Genomic DNA, 17,648 nt, shown 5'->3' on the forward strand with positions numbered 1-17,648 from the left:
TCTGAAATATGATTTGCTGGAACAGCTTTCGCCACAGTCCGGGCGTACTACCGAGCGGAGCCGTCCAGGTGTCGTTTGGACAGATCGACGCGGCCGGGCAGGACCATCAGTAGATCCTTCTTGACCTCGACCCTGCGCGTCGCGGCCCGAACCACCCGTGTTCCTGTCGCCAGATCGTGGACGGCTCGACGACCGTTCGCGGTGACCATCGCGAGCACGCAGCTGACCGCGAATATGCCGAATCCGATTAGCGTCAACGCATTCGATACCGACGAGTCCGGGTTGCTGCCCGAGACCGACATGAGGAAGAACGGCAAGAAGATGATCAGCATCCGGACCGCAGCCTGACGCAGACCGAGTCCAGGTCGAGCCCAGGCATCGGCGGGAACCACCTGTAGCCCGAGTAAGCCCTTGCCGAGCGTCTGTCCGTCTCGGCGAACCAGGAGGAAGACCTCGAGCCCGATGTAGGCGGCGAAATAGCACAACCAGGCTCCGACGCTGTAAACAACGTTCTCGTACGTCTGGCCGATCGCCATCGCCGTGAGTACCACTGGCAGGCTTATCGGCAAGGCGATGAGAAAGGTGAGTGCCAGGCAGGCCACGAAGTCGATGAGCCTCGCGGCCAGTCGGCGAAGGAACGGAGCGGCTCGATACGGCATCTGACCTCACAGTGAACCGATGGTCGTTGATCCTGCTCGGCCGCTTGCGTTTTCACTGTGGCCGCCCGAGCAAGGCTAGCGACTCCGCGTGGTGTGAAGTGCCGAACTCACAATCCGCCGACCGGACCGGCTACTCCGAGCAGGGTCGTTTGCACCTGTAGAAGGTGGTCGATGTCGCCTTCGGTGTCGGCGACGGCGTTGCTGTAGAGGAAGCTCTCGCCGAGGCGGACCAGGGCGAAAGCCAGGGTTGTTCGGTCGATCGGGGGGCGGTATCCGTCCTGTTCCTGGGCGCGCTGAATGAGTCGCTCGACCAGTGCGACGCTGCCGCGATGCACCGGTCCGTCGGCCTGCGTGACCAGGCGGAGGGCCGCCGGTGATTCGTTCTGGAGATAGGTGCGCAGTGCCGGGTCGGCCGCCAGGCGGCGCAGTATTCGATCGAAGACTTCGGAGATGCGGTGGGCGCCGCGGCTGTCGCACTCGCTGTCGATCGCGTTGAGCAGGCGTTCGAACTGACGGGCTATGGCGATACCGAGCAGGTCTTCTCTGGTGCCGAATCGGCGGTAGATGGTGGTGCGGCTGATCCCGAGTTCCGTTGCTACGGCATGTAATTCCAGACGTTCACCGCGAAGGAAGATACGGATCGCGGTGTCGAGCACATCATTGGGGGGTGCGGTGGGGGACAGGAGTGGAGCCGACTGTGTATTGCGGGGCCGCGGTGCGTCGCCCGGCGAGGTCGCCTCATCAGGCAGGGATGGTTCTGTGGTCGGTGTTGTGCCTTCATCGACCCCACGCACGGCAGCCGGATCGAGATGGCGCATCGCCGCGACGATGATCGAGACCGTCAGATTCGCGGCCGCGGTGAAATCGAGGTGCTGTGCGAGGGCTTGCTGCACCCCGCGCACCCCGATGTCGGCGATCGCCGCCGCGCAGAAATCGGCACTGGCGCCCCATTGCAGGTCGGCGCCACCGTATTCGTGCCGGATCAGTTCGGCGACGGTGTCGGTGACCGACTGGATCGTGGCGGTCCGTACTTCGTGTGACCGTCCCGCCGTCGGCGCCCCGAACAGTACGTGGAAGCCCTCGGCGTGGGTGGCGGCGAAATCGAACAGTGCGCGCGTTGTCGTCGCGATGTGCCGGTCGAGATCGAAACCCTGTGCGCGCCGGTAGCTTTCCCGCATCCACTCCAGCAGGCTCGCCGCCTCGCGGCGCACACACGCGTCGAAGAGCTGTTCCTTGGTTCCGAAGTGCGCGTACAGCGTGGGTTTGGAGGTTTCGGCCGCGGTGGCCAGTTGCTCCATGGTGACGTTGTCGAAGCCGTGCGCGGCGAATACCGAGAGCACTCCGTCGAGCAGCGTGTCGTCGGATGGCCGCACCGCCGTGGAACGGCGGCGCGGCCGGTCGTCGGCCGACTCCGAATCGGACCTGGTCATGATGGAGCAGACTACCGTCAGCCGTTGCGCGGGTGGGCGAAGCAGTTGACCGGCACTCGGTTGGCCGGATCGAGGGCGTTGAGAATGTGCTGTGCGACAACCGGATCCGAGGCGGCGCCGGCATGTTCGAAGATCGCGAGCGGGCACTGGTCCTGCACGACGATATTGGTGACGTTCGCGGCGATCGGTCCCATGCCGCTGGTATGCGGAGCCACCACCTGATCCCAGCGGGTCATGATGAAGGTGTAGTCGATATCGGCGGGGTAGGCGTCACCGGAGTTCACCGCGTCGAGGTAGTCGGAGCCGCTCGTCATCTGCAGGCTCGCGCCGAATCCGAATGCCTCGGAACGGAGTTGGAGGTCGTCCCAGACTCCGAGCAGGTCGAGAGCGCGGGCGATCAGCGCCTGACCGCCGGCTCTGGTGCCGTCGTTGAGCGGGGTCAGGTTCACCGACTTGGCGACCTTGGCCGCTCCGCCCAGGTACTTGATGTACCACCGCGGCATCACGGTGCCTTCCGAGTGGCCGACGAGGTCGACCTTCTGCGCTCCGGTAGCGGCGAGCACGCGATCCACGAACGGCGCGAGCTCCTGGGCTGATGATTCCCGCATCGACTTGGTGCCCGGAATCAGGTTCAACGGCACCGGTGCGGCCGGGTCGAGGCCGTAGTTCAGGGCGAACACGCAGTAGCCGTTGTTCGCCAGCAGCGGCGCGATGGTCGTCCAGTTGGCGGCCATCGTCGCGGTGAGACCGTGCACCAGCACCACAGGTTCCGGATGTTCGGCGCTCGGGCGGCAGTTCCAGTCGTTGGCTCCGGGCGGGGAGGCCCGGTCGATGAAGTGGACGATTCCGGGAATCAGTCCGTACGGGACGGGGTACTGCGGAGCGGCCTGCGCGGTGGCGGGTGCACCGGCAGCGGCGGCGCAGGCCAGTGTCGCGGCCAGGATCAGCCGTTTCATGACGCCGGGGCGTCGGCGGTCGGTGGTTCGGGCGGGAGAAGACATGAGCACTCCTAGGACATCGTTGTACTGCCAGAAGTTCTAGCATGGCTTTACTAGAAGTAAAGCTATATCGCCGCAAAACTCCCGTATTTGTTGGAGATCTGTTGACACGACGGCGAGCTTGATGGAACGTCTACTTATATTCGTTCCACTCGAGGAGTCATCTGACGTGTGCCCGGCATCCATGCACAACACCGGCAGTGCTGCCGAACCGACCATCGACCGCGTCCACTTGCGCGAATGGCTGATCTCGCTCGGTCTGCGGTGCGCGGGCCCGGTGGACGTCGCTCGCATCGGTGGGGGCAATTCCAACCTGACGTTCCTGGTCACCGACTCCGCCGGCCGCCGCTGGGTGCTGCGCCGACCGCCGCTGGGCGAGCTGCTCGCCTCGGCCCACGACGTCGTCCGCGAGGCGCGAGTCGTGGGCGCCTTGTTCGACACCGAGGTGCCGGTGCCGCGGATTCTCGGGGTGGGTGCTCAGGACGGCGTCCCGATGGTCTTGCTCGAGCATGTCGAGGGTCAGGTCATCGAGGACATGTCCGTCGCGCAGAGGCTCACGCCCCATCAGCGTCGGGCCACGGCGCTGGCCTCGGTCCGCGCACTCGCGCAGGTACACGCCGTCGACCTCACCGCCACCGGACTGACCGACCTGGCCGGACACCGTCCCTATGCCGAACGTCAGATCCGCCGCTGGTCCAGGCAAGGGGAACAGTCCCGAACCCGGGATCTCCCGCTGGTGGATCAGCTCACCGATCGGCTGACCGCCGCGATCCCCGAACAGCGGGAACGAACGTTGGTGCACGGCGACTTCCACCTGCGCAACATAATCATCGCGTCCGGCGACGGTTCGATCACCGCGGTCCTCGACTGGGAGTTGTGCACCCTCGGCGACCCACTCGCCGACCTCGGCAGCCTGCTCGCCTATTGGACGGAGCCGGGCGAACCCGGGGTCGCGGGATTCGAGATGACCACGCTGCCGGGGTTCCCCAGCAGGCAGGAACTCGTCGACGAATACCTCGACCACACCGGACGTGACCCCGCGGCACTGGCCTTCTGGCACGCACTCGGGCTCTGGAAGCTGGCGATCATCGCCGAAGGCGTGCGGCGCCGAGCACTCGACAACCCGGACAACAGCGGCCATGCCGGGGCCCCGACGACCGAACAGATCGATCACCTCGTCGAGCTCGCCGACGTGGTGGCCACCGCTACCGGCATCTGACCACCAGCGCAGAAAGACGACAACCACCATGCAATTGGCACTGACCGGCGACGAGATCGCCTTCCGCAGTCATCTGCGGTCCCTGTATCGCAACGAAGTCCCACCCGAGATCCGCGATGGCGTGCGGGAAGGACGCGAGCTCAGCCGCGAGGCGCTCGTCACCACCCAGCGCATCCTCGATGCCAACCGCATCGCGGTGCCGAACTGGCCGCAACAGTGGGGTGGCCGGGACTGGACCCCGATTCAACGCCATCTCTGGCACGACGAGATGGCGCTCGCGTCGGTACCGGAACCGCTGACCTTCAATGTCGACATGATCGGCCCGGTCATCGCCCGGTTCGGCACCGAGGAACAGAAAGCCCGGTTCCTGCCCCCGACCGCCAACCTCGACATCTGGTGGTGCCAGGGGTTTTCCGAACCCGAAGCGGGCTCGGACCTCGCCTCCCTGCGTACCGCCGCGACTCGCGACGGCAACGACTACGTCGTCAACGGGCAGAAGATCTGGACCAGCATGGCCCAGTACGCGGACTGGATGTTCTGCCTGGTCCGTACCGACCCCGGTGCGGCGAAGAAGCAAGCGGGAATCTCGCTGTTGTTGATCCCGATGGACGCGGCCGGGGTCACGGTGCGGCCGATCGAGCTCATCGGCGGCAGCCGCGAGGTGAACGAGGTGTTCCTCGACGACGTCCGAGTGCCGGTCGAACATCGTGTCGGACAGGAGAATCAAGGCTGGACCTACGCGAAATACCTGCTCGGCAACGAGCGCACCGGCATGGCCGCGATCGGACGCACCAAAGTCCGGCTGTCCACGATCAAAACGCGTGCCCGTCACACCCGGGTAGGCAAGGGCACGCTACTCGACGACCCGCTGTTCGCCGCGCGGCTCACCGAACTCGAAAACGAAACGCTCGCACTGGAATTGATCCAGATCGGCGCGATCGCCGGAGCGAAGCAAGACCGGACCGCGCAGACGGCATCGATTCTGAAACTCCGTGGCAGCCAACTCCAGCAGGCCGCCACCGAACTGATGATGGAGGTCGCGGGTCCGAGCGCGCTCCTGCCGGACCACAACCGATGGGTGGGCCGCAGCACCGCCGCCTACCTGAACTGCCGCAAGACATCCATCTACGGAGGATCGACCGAGGTGCAGCGCGGCATCGTCGCCTCGACGATCCTCGGACTGTGAGCCCAGACCATGAATTTCGAACCGACCGCGGAACAAGCGATGTTGCGCGACACCGTCAGCGACGTGCTGGCCGATCCTGCGCCTGCGGCGTCGGATGATCTGTGGGCAACTTTCGCTGACCTCGGGTTGCTCGGGCTGACCTTTCCCGAATCCGACGGTGGCCAGGGTGCGGGTCCGATCGAGGCCATGATCGTGATGTCGGAACTCGGCGCCTGCCCGGCCCGGATCCCGGTACTCGACTGCGCCTACCTACCGGGGAGCCTGCTGGTCGAGGCGGCCAGTCCCGGCCAGCGCCGCGAACTGCTGCCGAAGGTCGCGGCGGGGGACCTGCGGCTCGCGTTCGCACACGAGGAGCTGTGCTCGCGCTGGCCACTGCGAACCTTCTCGACGGCTGCGGTCCGGCGGGGCGCTTCGTGGCGAGTGAGCGGGCGTAAGTCACCCGTTCTCTACGGTGCCGAAGCGGACCTGCTCGTTGTCAGCGCGACCGGGCCCGACGGTGTCGGCCTGTTCCTCGTCGACCCCGCCGACGCGGGCGTGACCAGGCGTGGAAGTGCCACCCATGACGGTATGCGCGCGGCCGACATCGTCTTCGAACAGGCCGCCGCCGAGCCCTTGGCCGCGCTGGGCGCCGACTCGGCCATCGAAGCTGCCCAGATCGCGGCCCAGGCCGCGCTGTGCGCCGAGGCTGTGGGCGCGATGACCGAGGCCTTGCGTATCACTGCCGAATATCTTTGTACGCGAAGACAGTTCGGTGTTCCCTTGCGGAGCTTCCAGGCGCTCACCCACCGCGCCGCCGACATGCACATCGCGGTTGCGCTCGCCCACGGCATGTCCGTATACGCCTCGACGGCGTTGGCGGACGGCCTGATCGACCAGACGGTGGCCTCGCGGGCGAAGCTGCGTGTCGGGCGGTCGGCACGGTTCGTCGGTCAAGAGGCTGTCCAACTGCACGGCGGCATCGGAATGACCGAGGAGCATCCGATATCGCGCTACTTCGCGCGGCTCACCGCCATCGAACAGACGCTCGGAAATTCTGATGACCATCTGCGATACCTGATGGACCGGGTCGCCGAGTACGACATGGTCGACCTGTGAAGCCCGCGGTCACCGGGCGACCGGTCGTCGAGGTCACCGGCGGCAAGGTGCGTGGCCGGACGGTCGACGGTGTCAGTGCGTTTCTCGGAGTGCCTTTCGCAGCCTCCCCGGTGGGACTTGCTCGCTTCCGGGCACCGGCGCCAGTCCTGGGCTGGACGGGGATTCGAGAGGCGGACGCACTCGGCCCGACGTGCCTGCAGGGCGCGTACCCGCCTGGTATCGAACAGATCTTGGGCACGCACCTGGTCGCGGGGACTGAATGCTTGAACCTGAACATCTGGACGCCCGACCCCGGCGGGGGCGGCCTGCCGGTCATGGTGTGGATCCACGGAGGTGCGTTCGTGCACGGGTCCAACGCGGTACCGGCGTACGACGGAACCGCCTTCGCCCGTGACGGGGTGGTGCTCGTGGCGATCAATTACCGGCTCGGTGCTGCGGGCTTCGCCGTGCTCGACGGGGCACCGGCCAATCGCGGCCTGCTCGATCAGCTGTTCGCGCTGGCCTGGGTGCGTGAGAACGTGCGGGCGTTCGGCGGAGATCCCGACAATGTCACGGTCTTCGGCGAATCAGCGGGTGCGATGAGCGTCGCTTCGTTGCTGAGCTCGCCCGCCGCCACCGGGCTGTTCGCACGGGCGATCATGCAGAGCGGCAACGGCGGCGTCGCGGCGACCGTCGACGATGCTCGTGTGCTGAGTGGCGAACTCGCTGAGGCATTGGGTGTGCCCGCGACCGCGGAAGCCTTCGCGGCAGTGTCACCTTCGGCGCTGCTGGCCGCGCAGGAGTCGGTTCGTGCGGCCTTGTCCCGCGATCCTGACCCGGCGCGCTGGGGGGAGTCGGTGCTGGTCGCCGGGGCCGGCATGAGTTTCTTTCCGGTCGTGGACGGCGATGTTCTTCCCGCGGTACCCGTCGAGGCGATCGCGGCGGGATCCGCCCGTGGCATCGCCTTGCTCGCGGGCTGCACCACCGAGGAGTTCCGGCTTTTCACGGTGCCGACCGGACTCGGGGACGCGATCACTGTCGACGCGCTACCGTTCGCGCTCGCACGCTTCGGCATCGGCGCTTCGTCGATCAGGCGGTACGCCGCCAACCGTCCCGCGGCGACCGCGGGTGACCTGCTCGCGGCGATGGTGACCGACGCGGTATTCCGTGGTCCCACCAGGGAACTCGTCGAATCGCAGACCGCTGTCGACACCCCGGCGTTCCTGTACGAGTTCGGGTGGCGGCGCGCGGATCTGGGTGCGATACACGGACTCGAGGTGCCGTTCGTCTTCGACACCTTGGCCGTGGCGACCAGCCTCACCGGTCCGAATCCGCCACAGCGGATCGCTGACGAAATGCACTCGGCCTGGATCGGGTTCGCCACCCATGGTGACCCCGGCTGGCCCCGCTACGCCGAGGACAAGCTGGTCATGACCTTCGACGAGCCTTCCTCGCAGCTGGTCGGCAATCCGCGTGCCGAGGAAAACGCGACGCGCCACCCAGGACGACAGGACTGACCATGGCAAATCTTTTCGATCCCGTTCGCCGGCATGCCGATACCCACCCCGACACGGTGGCCGTTCGCGGCGAAAGTTCCGTCCCCGGCGACGTCGCCGCGTGGACTTATCACCAATTGCGTTCGAGGAGTATCAATTACGCCGCGGCGCTGGTCGCGGCGGGGCTGCGGGTCGGGGATCGCGTGCTGCTCGTCGCACCGTCGGTACCCGAATTCGTCGTCGCCTACCTGGGGATTCAGGTGGCCGGTGCCGTGGTGGTACCGATCAACACGATGTCGACCCGGCACGAAGTCGACTATGTCCTCGACGATGCGGGCTGCGCGCTCGTCATCGCCTGGCACGCACTCGGTCCCGCCGCCTCGTCGGCGGCACAGGCGCGCGGCGTGCCCGTCTGGAACCTACGCCCCGGCGCGGACGCGGGTCTCGCGTCGACGGAGGTTCGTGACCGTGACCCCGACGACACCGCGGCGATCCTCTACACATCGGGCACCACCGGTCGTCCCAAGGGCGCGCAACTGACCGTGTCGAATCTGCTGTCCGCGGGCGAGATCGGCGTCGCGTGCAGCCGTTCGACGCGGTCGGACCGCACGGGCACAGCGCTGCCGCTGTTCCATGTCTTCGGCCAGGCCTCGGTGATGATGACAACCTTCACCGCCGGTGGGTCGCTGTCGTTGCTCTCCCGATTCGACGCGCAGGCGATGACGGCGATGTTGCGCCGCGATCGGCTCACCGTCATGGTCGGCGTACCGACCATGTGGAACGCGATGCTGCACACCGCGGGCGACGCCGACTCCGCCGACTTCGCCCACCTGCGGATCGCCGTCTCCGGCGGCGCGTCATTGCCCGCCGCGGTGACCAGGGAATTCCGGGCGCGCTTCGGCTGCACGCTGCTCGAGGGGTACGGGCTCACCGAAACTACGGCGATGGGCACCTTCACCGACATCGAGCGGGATGCGAAGGCCGGATCCGTCGGCGGTCCGACGCCGTTCACCCGGATCGAGGTCAGGGACGAGGCGGGCCACCCGTGCCCGCCGTCGAGTGTCGGTGAGATATTCATCCGCGGCGCGACAGTGATGAAGGGGTATTGGGAGCGACCGTCCGACACCGCCGATGTTCTCGACCACGAGGGCTGGTTGCGCACCGGGGACCTGGGTGTCGTCGATGCCGACGGGGACCTGCGCATCGTCGACCGAGCCAAGGACCTCATCATTCGTGGCGGCTACAACGTCTATCCGAGCGAGGTCGAGGAGATCCTGTTCGCCCATCCCGACATCGTCGAGGTGGCCGTGATCGGTGTTCCGGACGACCACTACGGCGAGGAGGTCGCCGCCGTCGTCGTGCGGCACCCGGAATCAGTGCTCGAAGCCGCCGACGTGGCGGCGTGGGCCCGAGAACGACTCTCCGCGTACAAGATCCCGCGCGTGATCCAGTTCGTCGACGCCTTGCCCAGGGGAGCCACGGGCAAGATCCTCAAGCGGGCCATCGACCGGCGAACCCTCGGTGGAATCGTCTGACAGTAACAATGTTACTCTCTACCGGGCGCTGGTGTGACAGGCATCATGATCTGCTTCTCCGGCGACCTGAGTCACTGCGGCGACGACGCCGGTCAGTGGTGTCGACTGAGAGGTTCTCGATGAAGCGACAGGATCTTCGACGGATGCGGCCGCAGGCCGGGCGCATCGTCGCGGTGTTGGTCTTGGCTTGTGCCACGGCGGTGGCCGGTGTGGTGACGGATGCGGGCGAGGTCTCGGCCGAGCCGATGAGCTCGTTCTACACGCCGCCGGACCAGATTCCGCAGGAACCGGGCGCGATCATCAAAACCCAGCCGATGACCTTGTACGTGACACCGCCCACCGAACAGGGGTGGCCGGGCCGCGCGCAGCACGTGATGTACACGTCGCGCCTGCAGGACGGTTCCCCGGTCGCGGTGAGCGGGACCTATATCGAGCCGACCGGACCGTGGCAAGGCGCGGGACCGCGCCCGACGGTGGTGATCGGCCCCGGCACGTCGGGTCAGGCCGACCGTTGCGCGATGTCGGTGGCGTTCTCGACGGGGCTGGCAGTGTCCACCCAGCCGTTGGGGGTGTCGGCCAACCAGGAGTTGCCGTCGTCTGTGGTGTGGAGCGGTCTGGGCGCGCGAGTGCTGGTGACCGACTACATCGGCCTCGGCACACCCGGCATGCACACCTACGCCAATCGGTTCGACAGCGGACACGCGATTCTCGACGGTGTTCGCGCGGCCAACAATCTGGGCGGTGTCGGGCCGGAGACGCCGGTCGTGCTCTGGGGCTACTCCCAGGGCGGTGGCGCCACCGCGGCCGCCGCGGAGATGGCTCCGGCCTACGCGCCGGAACTGAATCTCAAAGGCACCTGGGCCGGCGGACCTGTCGCCGACCTGACCGCGATCCTGGACAAGATCGACGGCGCGCTGATCGGCGGCGCGATCGGATTCGCCGTCAACGGCATGCTCGCGCGCTACCCCGAACTGCACCGTGCGGTCGACCGGGTCACCAGCCAGGCCGGGCGCGACATGCTCGAGACCTTGAGCAATTCCTGCATCGCTGACGTGATCACCTACCACCCGTTCCTGAAGACCTCGTCGCTGACCAACGACGGTCGACCGTTGTCCGCGCATCTCGCCGAATTGCCCGAAGCCACACCGGTACTGGCCGAACTGCGCATCGGCAACTCCACCCCGGCCACGCCGGTCCTGATCACGAGCGGTCTCAACGACGACACCGTCCCGTACGGGCAGGCTCGCCGGCTCGCCGAAGACTGGTGCGGCAAGGGCGCTACGGTCACCTTCCGCACGAACGACCTGCCGCCGATCCTGCCCGGAACCACCATCCCGAATCACTTCGGGCCGGAGATCATCGACGGTTTCGGTCCCGACAACGCGTTCACCTATCTTCTCGATCGCCTTGCGGACAAGCCGGTCTCCGGCTGCAGTATCGACTGAACAAGGGACGAGGATCACCGAGTGGTGGTGATCGGGTCGGGTTTCGGCGGCGGTGTGAGCGCGCTGCGGTTGGCGCAGGCCGGTGTCAGCGTGACGGTTCTCGAGCGGGGCCAGCGATGGCCCAGTGGGCCGAACGCGCTGTGCGCGGCCGGTGTCGGCGGCGGTTCGTTTGTCTACCAGGGCATGTCGCTACAGCCCGCCGAATCTGGGTTCAACGCGCACTTTCCGCGAGAGCCGGACTGGGCGACGATGGACCGGGTGCACTACCCGCGAGTGGCGCGAATGTTGGGCCTGGCCGAAGCGCCGGACGAACTGATCGCCACCGAAAACTATCGGGCCGCACGGGTTTTCGCCGGAACGCGTGCGCGGGGCCGGGATGCCGCTGTCGAAGATCCCGATGCCCATCGACTGGAATTTCGCGCTGGCCGAATTGCGTGGGGAGACGAAAGCCTTCTACACCAACGGCGACGGTGCGATGGGCGTGAACAACGGCGGCAAGCACTCCGTCGACGTCACCTACATCGCCGCCGCCGAAGCGACCGGCCGGTGCCAGGTGCAGACCCTGCACGAGGTGACCGATCTCGAGCGCGCCCGCGACGGCCGCTGGACCGTGCACGTGCAGCGCCTCGGCACCTCCCACCAACGCCGACCGCATCTACGTCTGGAATGACCCGACCGCGCAATTCGTTGCGCCGCAGGGTGGTCCGGTGATCTAACGGCAGCAAGAACTGGAACGACCCACAGGCGGCGCACACCGTGGTCCAGGCCCCCATCCCACCGATGCAGGTGGATGTTGCCAGCACGATGCTCGTCGGTTACGGCGTCAGCGACAGCCGCGGTGCCTTCGCCTACGACGCTGCCCGCGACGACGCGATCCTGCACTGGCCCCACGACGGCGACCGGTTCATCCTCGTCGCCGAGGATGTGGGGACCCGCATCTGAGGGCGGATCGCTTCGGTGACAGGAAGAGTGGATGGACTACTGTGACATGGTGGCCAGAAAGGGCGAAGGTGATCCCGCGCGCAAAATCACCGAAACCACCCTGTCGCTGCTCGAATCGGAAGGTTACGACGCGGTTCAGCTGCGCCGGGTGGCCCGCCTCGCGCAGGTATCGCTGACCACGGTCTACAAGCTGTACCCCACCCGTGACGAACTCGTCCTCACAGCGGTCGCCCACTGGATGGCCACCAACACCTACACCGAACTCGACCCGCCGCGAGTCGGCGAATCGCTCGCCGATGTGCTGATACGGGTGACCCGCTACGTGTTCGAACCGTGGGAGCGTCACCCTCGGATGCTGGCTGCCTACTCGCATGCTCGTTCCGGTCCCGGTGGGCAGCGACTCGACGCCCAAGGTTTCGCCGCGGTGTTGCCCGCGGTCGGCGCGATGTTCGCCAGTCTCGACGAGGACTACGCCGCCGATTTCGCCCTCGTGCTGACCAACATGGTCTACGCCCTGTTGGCACGTTTCGCGCAGGGGGATATCGCGATCACCGAGATCCTGCCGGCACTCGAACGCGCCATCGTCCGATTGACGCAGAACAATGCTCCATTCGCCGCGGCCGCCGAGCGGGCTGCCGAACCGGGTGCGACGTCCTTCGAGTGGATTTCCGGCTTCAGCTCGCCGTATTCCCCGGGGACCGAGACCGGCGAGTCCTAGCCCGGGAACCTCCTGGCAGGTGCTGGCTCGGGCAGGTTCGGCTGGTGGTTGCGCAAACGTTTCCGCGGCTCACCGGAGCAGTTCAGGCTCTGGCAATCCCGACACGGGATCCTGGAGATTCGGCGCCGACGCCGATGTCCACGAGGAGGAGCCCGAGCGGATGCATCGCCGCAACCACGAGTTCAGTCGGCGCAGTGTGCTGTATGCGGCGGGGGCGGCGATCGCGCTGGCGGCGGTAGCGCCGCCGACACCGGCGGGGACGATCATCCGTGGCCGTTCCCGCGACCTCGGTGCGGGGGAGCGGGCGGATCTGGCGGAACAGGCGATCGTGGCGCGACATGTGCGCTCGCTCTGGGGGCTGCCGCAGCGCCGGTTGGGTGCGCTGGTGTGGCCGGCTGATCTGGCGGAACGGGCCTTCGGGCGATGGTGCTACTGGTGGCAGGCGCATCTGCTCGACTGCGCGGTGGATGCCACCCACCGCGCACCTACCCCCGACCGCGTCGATCGGGTGGTCGCACTCGCACGGGGAATCCGAACCCGCAATGTCACCGGATGGACCAATCGGTATTACGACGATATGGCGTGGCTGGCGCTGACGCTCGAACGGGCCGACCGACTACTCGATATCCGGTTCGACGACGCGATAGGCGATCTGCGGGGCGCTTTGAACGATGGATGGAACCCCGACGTGGGTGCGGTGCCATGGCGGTCCGGCGACGATTTCTACAACACCGCGGCGATCGGTCCGACCGGTCTCGCGATGGCTCGCCTCGGCGACATGTCCCGCGCCGGTGAACTCGCTGATTTCCTGAACACTCGACTGCGTGACACCGACAGTGGCCTGATCCACGATGGTGTCCACGAGCCCGGCGGCCAGGTGGATCGCACCGTCCACACCTACTGCCAGGGCGTGACCATCGGGCTGGAAACCGAATTGGCTTTACGCACCGGCGAATCGGGGCACCGCGACCGTGCGGCGGCACTCGTGACCGCAGTCGAGCACCGGCTCACCGACACCGGAGTGATCGCCGCGTCCGCCGGCAACGACTCCGGGCTCTTCATGGGAATTCTCGCGCGCTATCTCGCCGAAACCGCACTGGCACTGGGCAACACGACCGCTGCGAATATCGTGCACGCCTCCGCTCAGGCGGCCTGGGCGCATCGCGCCGAGGTCGATGGCCTGCCGCTGTTCGGTACCGACTGGAACCGTCCGGTCGTGGTCCCGGACCATCCAGGAGTCTTCCTCCAGCTCGCCGACACCTCCGCCTCGTCGTCGGCGAATCTGAGCCGCGACCTGTCGGTGCAGCTGAGCGGATGGATGCTGCTCGAAGCCGACTATCGGCTCACCGCCGCGGGCCGCTGAACTCACGGGCCCATCAAGGCATTTCGACTGTCTCGGCTCTGGCGATCTCGTTGATGGCGCGCTGAATGGATTGCTGCGGCGATGTGCGGGCCAGATCGGCGAGGTATTCGATCAGCAATACCGCGGCGGGTTGGGGGTTCGTCCAAGCGCGGTCGGTTTCCGCGGACTCGTCGACCCCGAGCGCCCCGGTGAGCGCGCTGACGACCGCGGTGGCGTCGAGTCCGGACAGCCACGGAGCCGATCGCCGGACCACCGATTCCAGGACGGCACGCACATCGTCACCGGTGAGACCGTCCGGATGCGCGGTCTCGAGCAGCTCTCTGACGATCGCGGCCAGCACCGAGGTGACCTGATCGGCGGGGAGTTCGGACAGGTCCGCGGTGGTCGCACGGAACCCGGATTCGTCGGCCGCCTTCGCCGCGGTGACGGCGGACTCGATGGCGGTCGTGATCGCGCGGGCTGACGAGGGCCAATCGGACGGCCACATGGGTAGTTCTCCTCGCGGGTCGGCGCACGGCCCCGTCAGACTTCGTCCGGGGATGCCGTCAGCGTAGTCAGTGGCCGTTGCCGACCCGATGACGGTGCGCGTGATCGGGTAGCCCGCTACTCGCGCGTGGGGGTGGGTCTTCGGCCCACGCTTCCTGGAGGGGCGACGGACTCCGCCGTCGTCGAACCCGATACAGGAAGCGCGATTCCCATGATCATCGACGACACTGTTCCGTCGGCCGTCGACACCATCGACACCGGCGAATTCCATTCCGGCCCGGAGGCGGGATCGGCGTTGATCGGCAGCGTCACGCACGGCGTGCGCGAACTGCGCTTTGCGGTGGTCGACGATCTCGCGATCTTCGAAGGCGACGTCGTGCTCGGCACCGTCGAGGAGATCGATGCCCGCCGTCGACAGGAGGGCGTGGTGATCTCCGGTGCGGTATTCCGCTGGCCGAATGCCGTGGTCCCCTTCGAGGTCGACCCGGCCCTGCCCGTCCCACATCGGGTTTTCGACGCGATCGCGCAGTGGAACTCGCGCACCAGGATCCGATTCGTCCCACGCACCGGCGCCCACGGCGACTTCGTGCGATTCGTGCCGAGCATGTCGAGTCGGTCGCCGGTGGGGCGGCAGGGCGGACGCCAGACCATCGAACTCGCCGCCACTGCGCCGGTGGGCACCGTGGTCCACGAAATGGGGCACGCGCTCGGACTATGGCACGAACAGAGCAGGGAGGACCGCGGGAATTTCGTCGCGGTGCGGCTGGACCGGGTCGATCCGGCCCACCGGCACAACTTCGACCAGCACATCAGCGACGGTGACGACGTCGGCCGGTACGACTTCGGCTCGATCATGCATTACCCCGCGACGGCGTTCAGCATCACCGGGCAGCCGACGATCCTCGCGCGCGTTCCCGTGCCGCCCGGCGTGACGATGGGCCAGCGTTCCGCGCTCTCGGTCGGCGATGTGAACGCCGCCCACGCGATCTACCCGTGACATCGGCGCACGTACCCCGCTCGGTGAAGTCGAGTGGTCCACTACTCGTGCCCGACACCGCGCCCGCGCCCACGCTGAATACTCCAGCATATTTCTCCGGGCGAGGTGACCCATGGATACCGAGAGTGAAGCACGCACCGCCGCATGGCACGAACAGATGGACGCCGCATCGCGGCGATTCGACGACACCGAGGCCGAACGCGACGAGGTGACCCGCCGCCGTGAGGTGAGCGAGTCCGATGTCGTCGACACCGAGGAACAGATTCTCGCCCGGGCCGACCGCCTGCTCGTCACCGGTGAGGTTCCCGCGCAGGCGGTGATCGAACTGGGCAGGCAGGAGCCGGTCGGCAGCATCCGCTCGCTCGAGCGGGTCATCGGCTTCGCCAACGAGCTACAGGCCGTGAACTTCCTGACCCGCGGTGCCAGAGCCGCCGCGGCGGTGGCGCGAATCTCGTTGGCCGACAACGGGCGTGAGGTTCCGATGGGCACCGGTTCGTTGGTGTCACCACAACTGCTGCTCACCAACAATCACGTGCTGCCCACGCCGGGGGCGGCCGAATCGGTGGTGATCGAGTTCCGCGCGGAGGCCGACATCGACAACGTTCCCGGACCGACGACGCGCTTTCGGCTCGCGCCCGCCGACTTCTTCGTCACCGACAAACACCTCGACTACACCGTGGTCCGGGTGGCACCGGGACCCGACGGCGCCGCACCCGGTACGACGTTCGGCTGGAACCCGTTGATCGCCAAGCCGGGCAAGATCGTGATCGGCGAGGCGATGAACGTCGTCGGGCATCCCTCGGGGCGGCTCAAGGAAATCTCGATCCGGCACAACCGCCTCGACCTGCAACTCGACGACTTCCTGCACTACGCCTCCGATACCGAGCCGGGGAATTCGGGCTCACCGGTGTTCAACGACCAGTGGGAGATCGTCGCGCTGCACCACGCCGGAGTGCCGAAGAAGGACGACAAAGGCCGGGTGCTGCGCAAGGACGGCAAGCTGTGGCAGTCCGGAGACGGCGACGACGCGATCGACTGGATCGCCAACGAAGGCGCGCGGGTAAGCGTGCTGCTCCATGATCTGGGATCGCGCCAGTTCGATCCGGCACAGCGCACCCTGCTCGACGAACTCGGGCTCGCGGCGATCCCACCGCGTGAAGCGGCGACAATGCCGATGCCGCAACCGATCTCGGCCGACGAAAGCCTGGTGCGCGGACTACGTGGCAAGTCGACCGCGTTCGGCGGTCACCGCAGCGTGCTGTTCCTGCACGGGCGCGGACAACAGGGGCGCGACCCGGTCGAGCTGCGCCGCAACTGGACAGCTGGCTTGAACAAAGGACTCACCCTCGCCGGTCTGGGCCCCATCGACCCCGTCGACGTCTACTTTCCCTTCTACGGTGACCAGCTCATCGAGAGCATGGACACCCGCGAGGCCGTCGCCGCAGGTCCGGCACTGTACGAGGACCTGGTCGCCGAGGCGGCGCACCGCGCGGGGATGCCGAACGTCGACGAAGTGCCCGCCGACCCGCAGGCGCGGGAGCTCTTCGGCGGCTTCGGTGCGGTGGTTCTGGGGCGACTGCGTGACCAGCTCAGCTGGATCGCCGCCCGCAGCGGCCTCGACTCCGCGCTCATCGGCGCCATCTTCAAAGACGTCGCCGCCTACCTCGACAACGAACGGATCCGCAAGAGTGTGCTCGACACGGTGCTCACCGACACACCCACCGAGGGCGAACTGATCCTGGTCAGCCACAGTCTCGGCACCGTGGTCGCGATGGATCTGCTCACCCAGTTGCCCCGCGAACTGAACGTGCGCCTGCTGGTGACCGCAGGCAGCCCGCTCGGGTTGGACGGGGTGTATCGCAAGCTGCTGAGTGGCGGCGCGAGCAGGCCCGAACGGGTCGGCGAATGGCTCAACACCTGGTACGCCGGTGACCCGATCGCCATCGGCTGCCCGCTGCGTCGGGCCTGGGGTCCGGATCTGCGTGACCTCCCGGTCGAGAACCCCAAGGAACAGGCGCACGACATCGCCGAATACCTCGCCCATGCCGCGGTGGCCGCCACGATCGGACATGTGCTGTCAGCCTGAGCGACAAGGCAATT

14 protein-coding genes and 1 pseudogene are annotated in these 17,648 nt (G+C 67.0%); 11 read left to right on the forward strand and 4 right to left on the reverse strand.

Annotated elements, in window-relative coordinates; all coding sequences use genetic code 11:
* Positions 1-47: 47 nt before the first annotated feature.
* The 3 genes from NS1_RS01940 to NS1_RS01950 form a co-directional block, all read right to left on the reverse strand.
* The gene (locus tag NS1_RS01940) at positions 48-659 is read right to left on the reverse strand and encodes an RDD family protein (protein WP_062980939.1); all 612 of its coding nucleotides are present in this window, start codon (positions 657-659) and stop codon (positions 48-50) included.
* Between the two features lie 107 nt (positions 660-766).
* Positions 767-2,089, reverse strand: coding sequence for a QsdR family transcriptional regulator (locus tag NS1_RS38780; RefSeq protein WP_062980942.1), 1,323 nt, complete (start codon positions 2,087-2,089; stop codon positions 767-769).
* A 17-nt stretch (positions 2,090-2,106) separates the two neighbouring features.
* Positions 2,107-3,090 carry a lipase family alpha/beta hydrolase gene (locus NS1_RS01950; RefSeq protein ID WP_255284374.1) on the reverse strand — a complete coding sequence of 328 codons (984 nt, stop codon included), beginning with the start codon at positions 3,088-3,090 and terminating at the stop codon, positions 2,107-2,109.
* Between the two features lie 181 nt (positions 3,091-3,271).
* Between NS1_RS01950 and NS1_RS01955 the strand changes: the two genes are divergently transcribed.
* The 9 genes and pseudogenes from NS1_RS01955 to NS1_RS01995 all read left to right on the forward strand — a co-directional run bounded on the left by NS1_RS01955 (position 3,272) and on the right by NS1_RS01995 (position 14,065).
* The gene (locus NS1_RS01955; protein WP_062980948.1) at positions 3,272-4,306 is read left to right on the forward strand and encodes a phosphotransferase family protein; all 1,035 of its coding nucleotides are present in this window, start codon (positions 3,272-3,274) and stop codon (positions 4,304-4,306) included.
* 28 nt (positions 4,307-4,334) lie between these two features.
* A complete protein-coding gene (locus NS1_RS01960; RefSeq protein ID WP_062980950.1) occupies positions 4,335-5,492 on the forward strand; it encodes an acyl-CoA dehydrogenase family protein in 1,158 nt (385 codons plus the stop codon).
* Between the two features lie 9 nt (positions 5,493-5,501).
* Positions 5,502-6,587 (forward strand): acyl-CoA dehydrogenase family protein, encoded by a 1,086-nt coding sequence (locus NS1_RS01965; RefSeq protein WP_062980952.1) that lies wholly within the window; start codon positions 5,502-5,504, stop codon positions 6,585-6,587.
* Entirely contained in the window at positions 6,584-8,083 is a 1,500-nt protein-coding gene (locus NS1_RS01970) for a carboxylesterase/lipase family protein (protein ID WP_062980955.1), read from the forward strand. Before NS1_RS01965 ends, NS1_RS01970 begins: the two co-directional genes overlap by 4 nt.
* A gap of 2 nt (positions 8,084-8,085) precedes the next feature.
* On the forward strand, positions 8,086-9,597 hold the full coding sequence (locus NS1_RS01975; protein WP_062980958.1) for an AMP-binding protein: 1,512 nt from the start codon (positions 8,086-8,088) through the stop codon (positions 9,595-9,597).
* Between the two features lie 119 nt (positions 9,598-9,716).
* Positions 9,717-11,042, forward strand: coding sequence for a lipase family protein (locus tag NS1_RS01980; RefSeq protein ID WP_084503356.1), 1,326 nt, complete (start codon positions 9,717-9,719; stop codon positions 11,040-11,042).
* 9 nt (positions 11,043-11,051) lie between these two features.
* Positions 11,052-11,951: pseudogene (locus tag NS1_RS38785) on the forward strand (FAD-binding protein); the annotation flags it as partial.
* Positions 11,952-12,015: 64 nt separating this feature from the next.
* Entirely contained in the window at positions 12,016-12,702 is a 687-nt protein-coding gene (locus NS1_RS01990) for a TetR/AcrR family transcriptional regulator (protein WP_063816044.1), read from the forward strand.
* 160 nt (positions 12,703-12,862) lie between these two features.
* Positions 12,863-14,065 carry a glycoside hydrolase family 76 protein gene (locus NS1_RS01995; RefSeq protein WP_084503358.1) on the forward strand — a complete coding sequence of 401 codons (1,203 nt, stop codon included), beginning with the start codon at positions 12,863-12,865 and terminating at the stop codon, positions 14,063-14,065.
* Positions 14,066-14,078: 13 nt separating this feature from the next.
* On the opposite strand, the gene NS1_RS02000 is transcribed toward NS1_RS01995, so the two are convergent.
* Positions 14,079-14,552: a hypothetical protein gene (locus tag NS1_RS02000; RefSeq protein ID WP_062980966.1), complete on the reverse strand. Its 474-nt coding sequence runs from the start codon at positions 14,550-14,552 to the stop codon at positions 14,079-14,081.
* Positions 14,553-14,762: 210 nt separating this feature from the next.
* Between NS1_RS02000 and legP the strand changes: the two genes are divergently transcribed.
* Both legP and NS1_RS02010 read left to right on the forward strand, forming a co-directional pair.
* On the forward strand, positions 14,763-15,548 hold the full coding sequence (gene legP / locus NS1_RS02005) for a Dot/Icm T4SS effector Zinc-dependent metalloprotease LegP (RefSeq protein ID WP_062980968.1): 786 nt from the start codon (positions 14,763-14,765) through the stop codon (positions 15,546-15,548).
* Positions 15,549-15,660: 112 nt separating this feature from the next.
* Positions 15,661-17,634, forward strand: a complete 1,974-nt coding sequence (locus NS1_RS02010) for a trypsin-like serine peptidase (RefSeq protein ID WP_062980971.1) — start codon at positions 15,661-15,663, stop codon at positions 17,632-17,634.
* The last annotated feature ends 14 nt before the right edge of the window (positions 17,635-17,648 follow it).

This window comes from Nocardia salmonicida NBRC 13393 (genome assembly GCF_001613085.1).
Classification (GTDB): Bacteria; Actinomycetota; Actinomycetes; order Mycobacteriales; family Mycobacteriaceae; genus Nocardia; species Nocardia salmonicida.

What these genes read in the sequence shown, in the direction of transcription:
- NS1_RS01940 (WP_062980939.1), bottom strand. Translation starts at nt 659, where the DNA reads ATGCCGTATCGAGCCGCTCCGTTCCTTCGCCGACTGGCCGCGAGGCTC.
- NS1_RS02010 (WP_062980971.1), top strand. Translation starts at nt 15,661, where the DNA reads ATGGATACCGAGAGTGAAGCACGCACCGCCGCATGGCACGAACAGATG.
- NS1_RS38780 (WP_062980942.1), bottom strand. Translation starts at nt 2,089, where the DNA reads ATGACCAGGTCCGATTCGGAGTCGGCCGACGACCGGCCGCGCCGCCGT.
- NS1_RS01965 (WP_062980952.1), top strand. Translation starts at nt 5,502, where the DNA reads ATGAATTTCGAACCGACCGCGGAACAAGCGATGTTGCGCGACACCGTC.
- NS1_RS01960 (WP_062980950.1), top strand. Translation starts at nt 4,335, where the DNA reads ATGCAATTGGCACTGACCGGCGACGAGATCGCCTTCCGCAGTCATCTG.
- NS1_RS01975 (WP_062980958.1), top strand. Translation starts at nt 8,086, where the DNA reads ATGGCAAATCTTTTCGATCCCGTTCGCCGGCATGCCGATACCCACCCC.
- NS1_RS01955 (WP_062980948.1), top strand. Translation starts at nt 3,272, where the DNA reads ATGCACAACACCGGCAGTGCTGCCGAACCGACCATCGACCGCGTCCAC.
- NS1_RS01950 (WP_255284374.1), bottom strand. Translation starts at nt 3,090, where the DNA reads ATGTCTTCTCCCGCCCGAACCACCGACCGCCGACGCCCCGGCGTCATG.
- NS1_RS01990 (WP_063816044.1), top strand. Translation starts at nt 12,016, where the DNA reads ATGGACTACTGTGACATGGTGGCCAGAAAGGGCGAAGGTGATCCCGCG.
- NS1_RS02000 (WP_062980966.1), bottom strand. Translation starts at nt 14,552, where the DNA reads ATGTGGCCGTCCGATTGGCCCTCGTCAGCCCGCGCGATCACGACCGCC.
- legP (WP_062980968.1), top strand. Translation starts at nt 14,763, where the DNA reads ATGATCATCGACGACACTGTTCCGTCGGCCGTCGACACCATCGACACC.
- NS1_RS01995 (WP_084503358.1), top strand. Translation starts at nt 12,863, where the DNA reads ATGCATCGCCGCAACCACGAGTTCAGTCGGCGCAGTGTGCTGTATGCG.
- NS1_RS01980 (WP_084503356.1), top strand. Translation starts at nt 9,717, where the DNA reads ATGAAGCGACAGGATCTTCGACGGATGCGGCCGCAGGCCGGGCGCATC.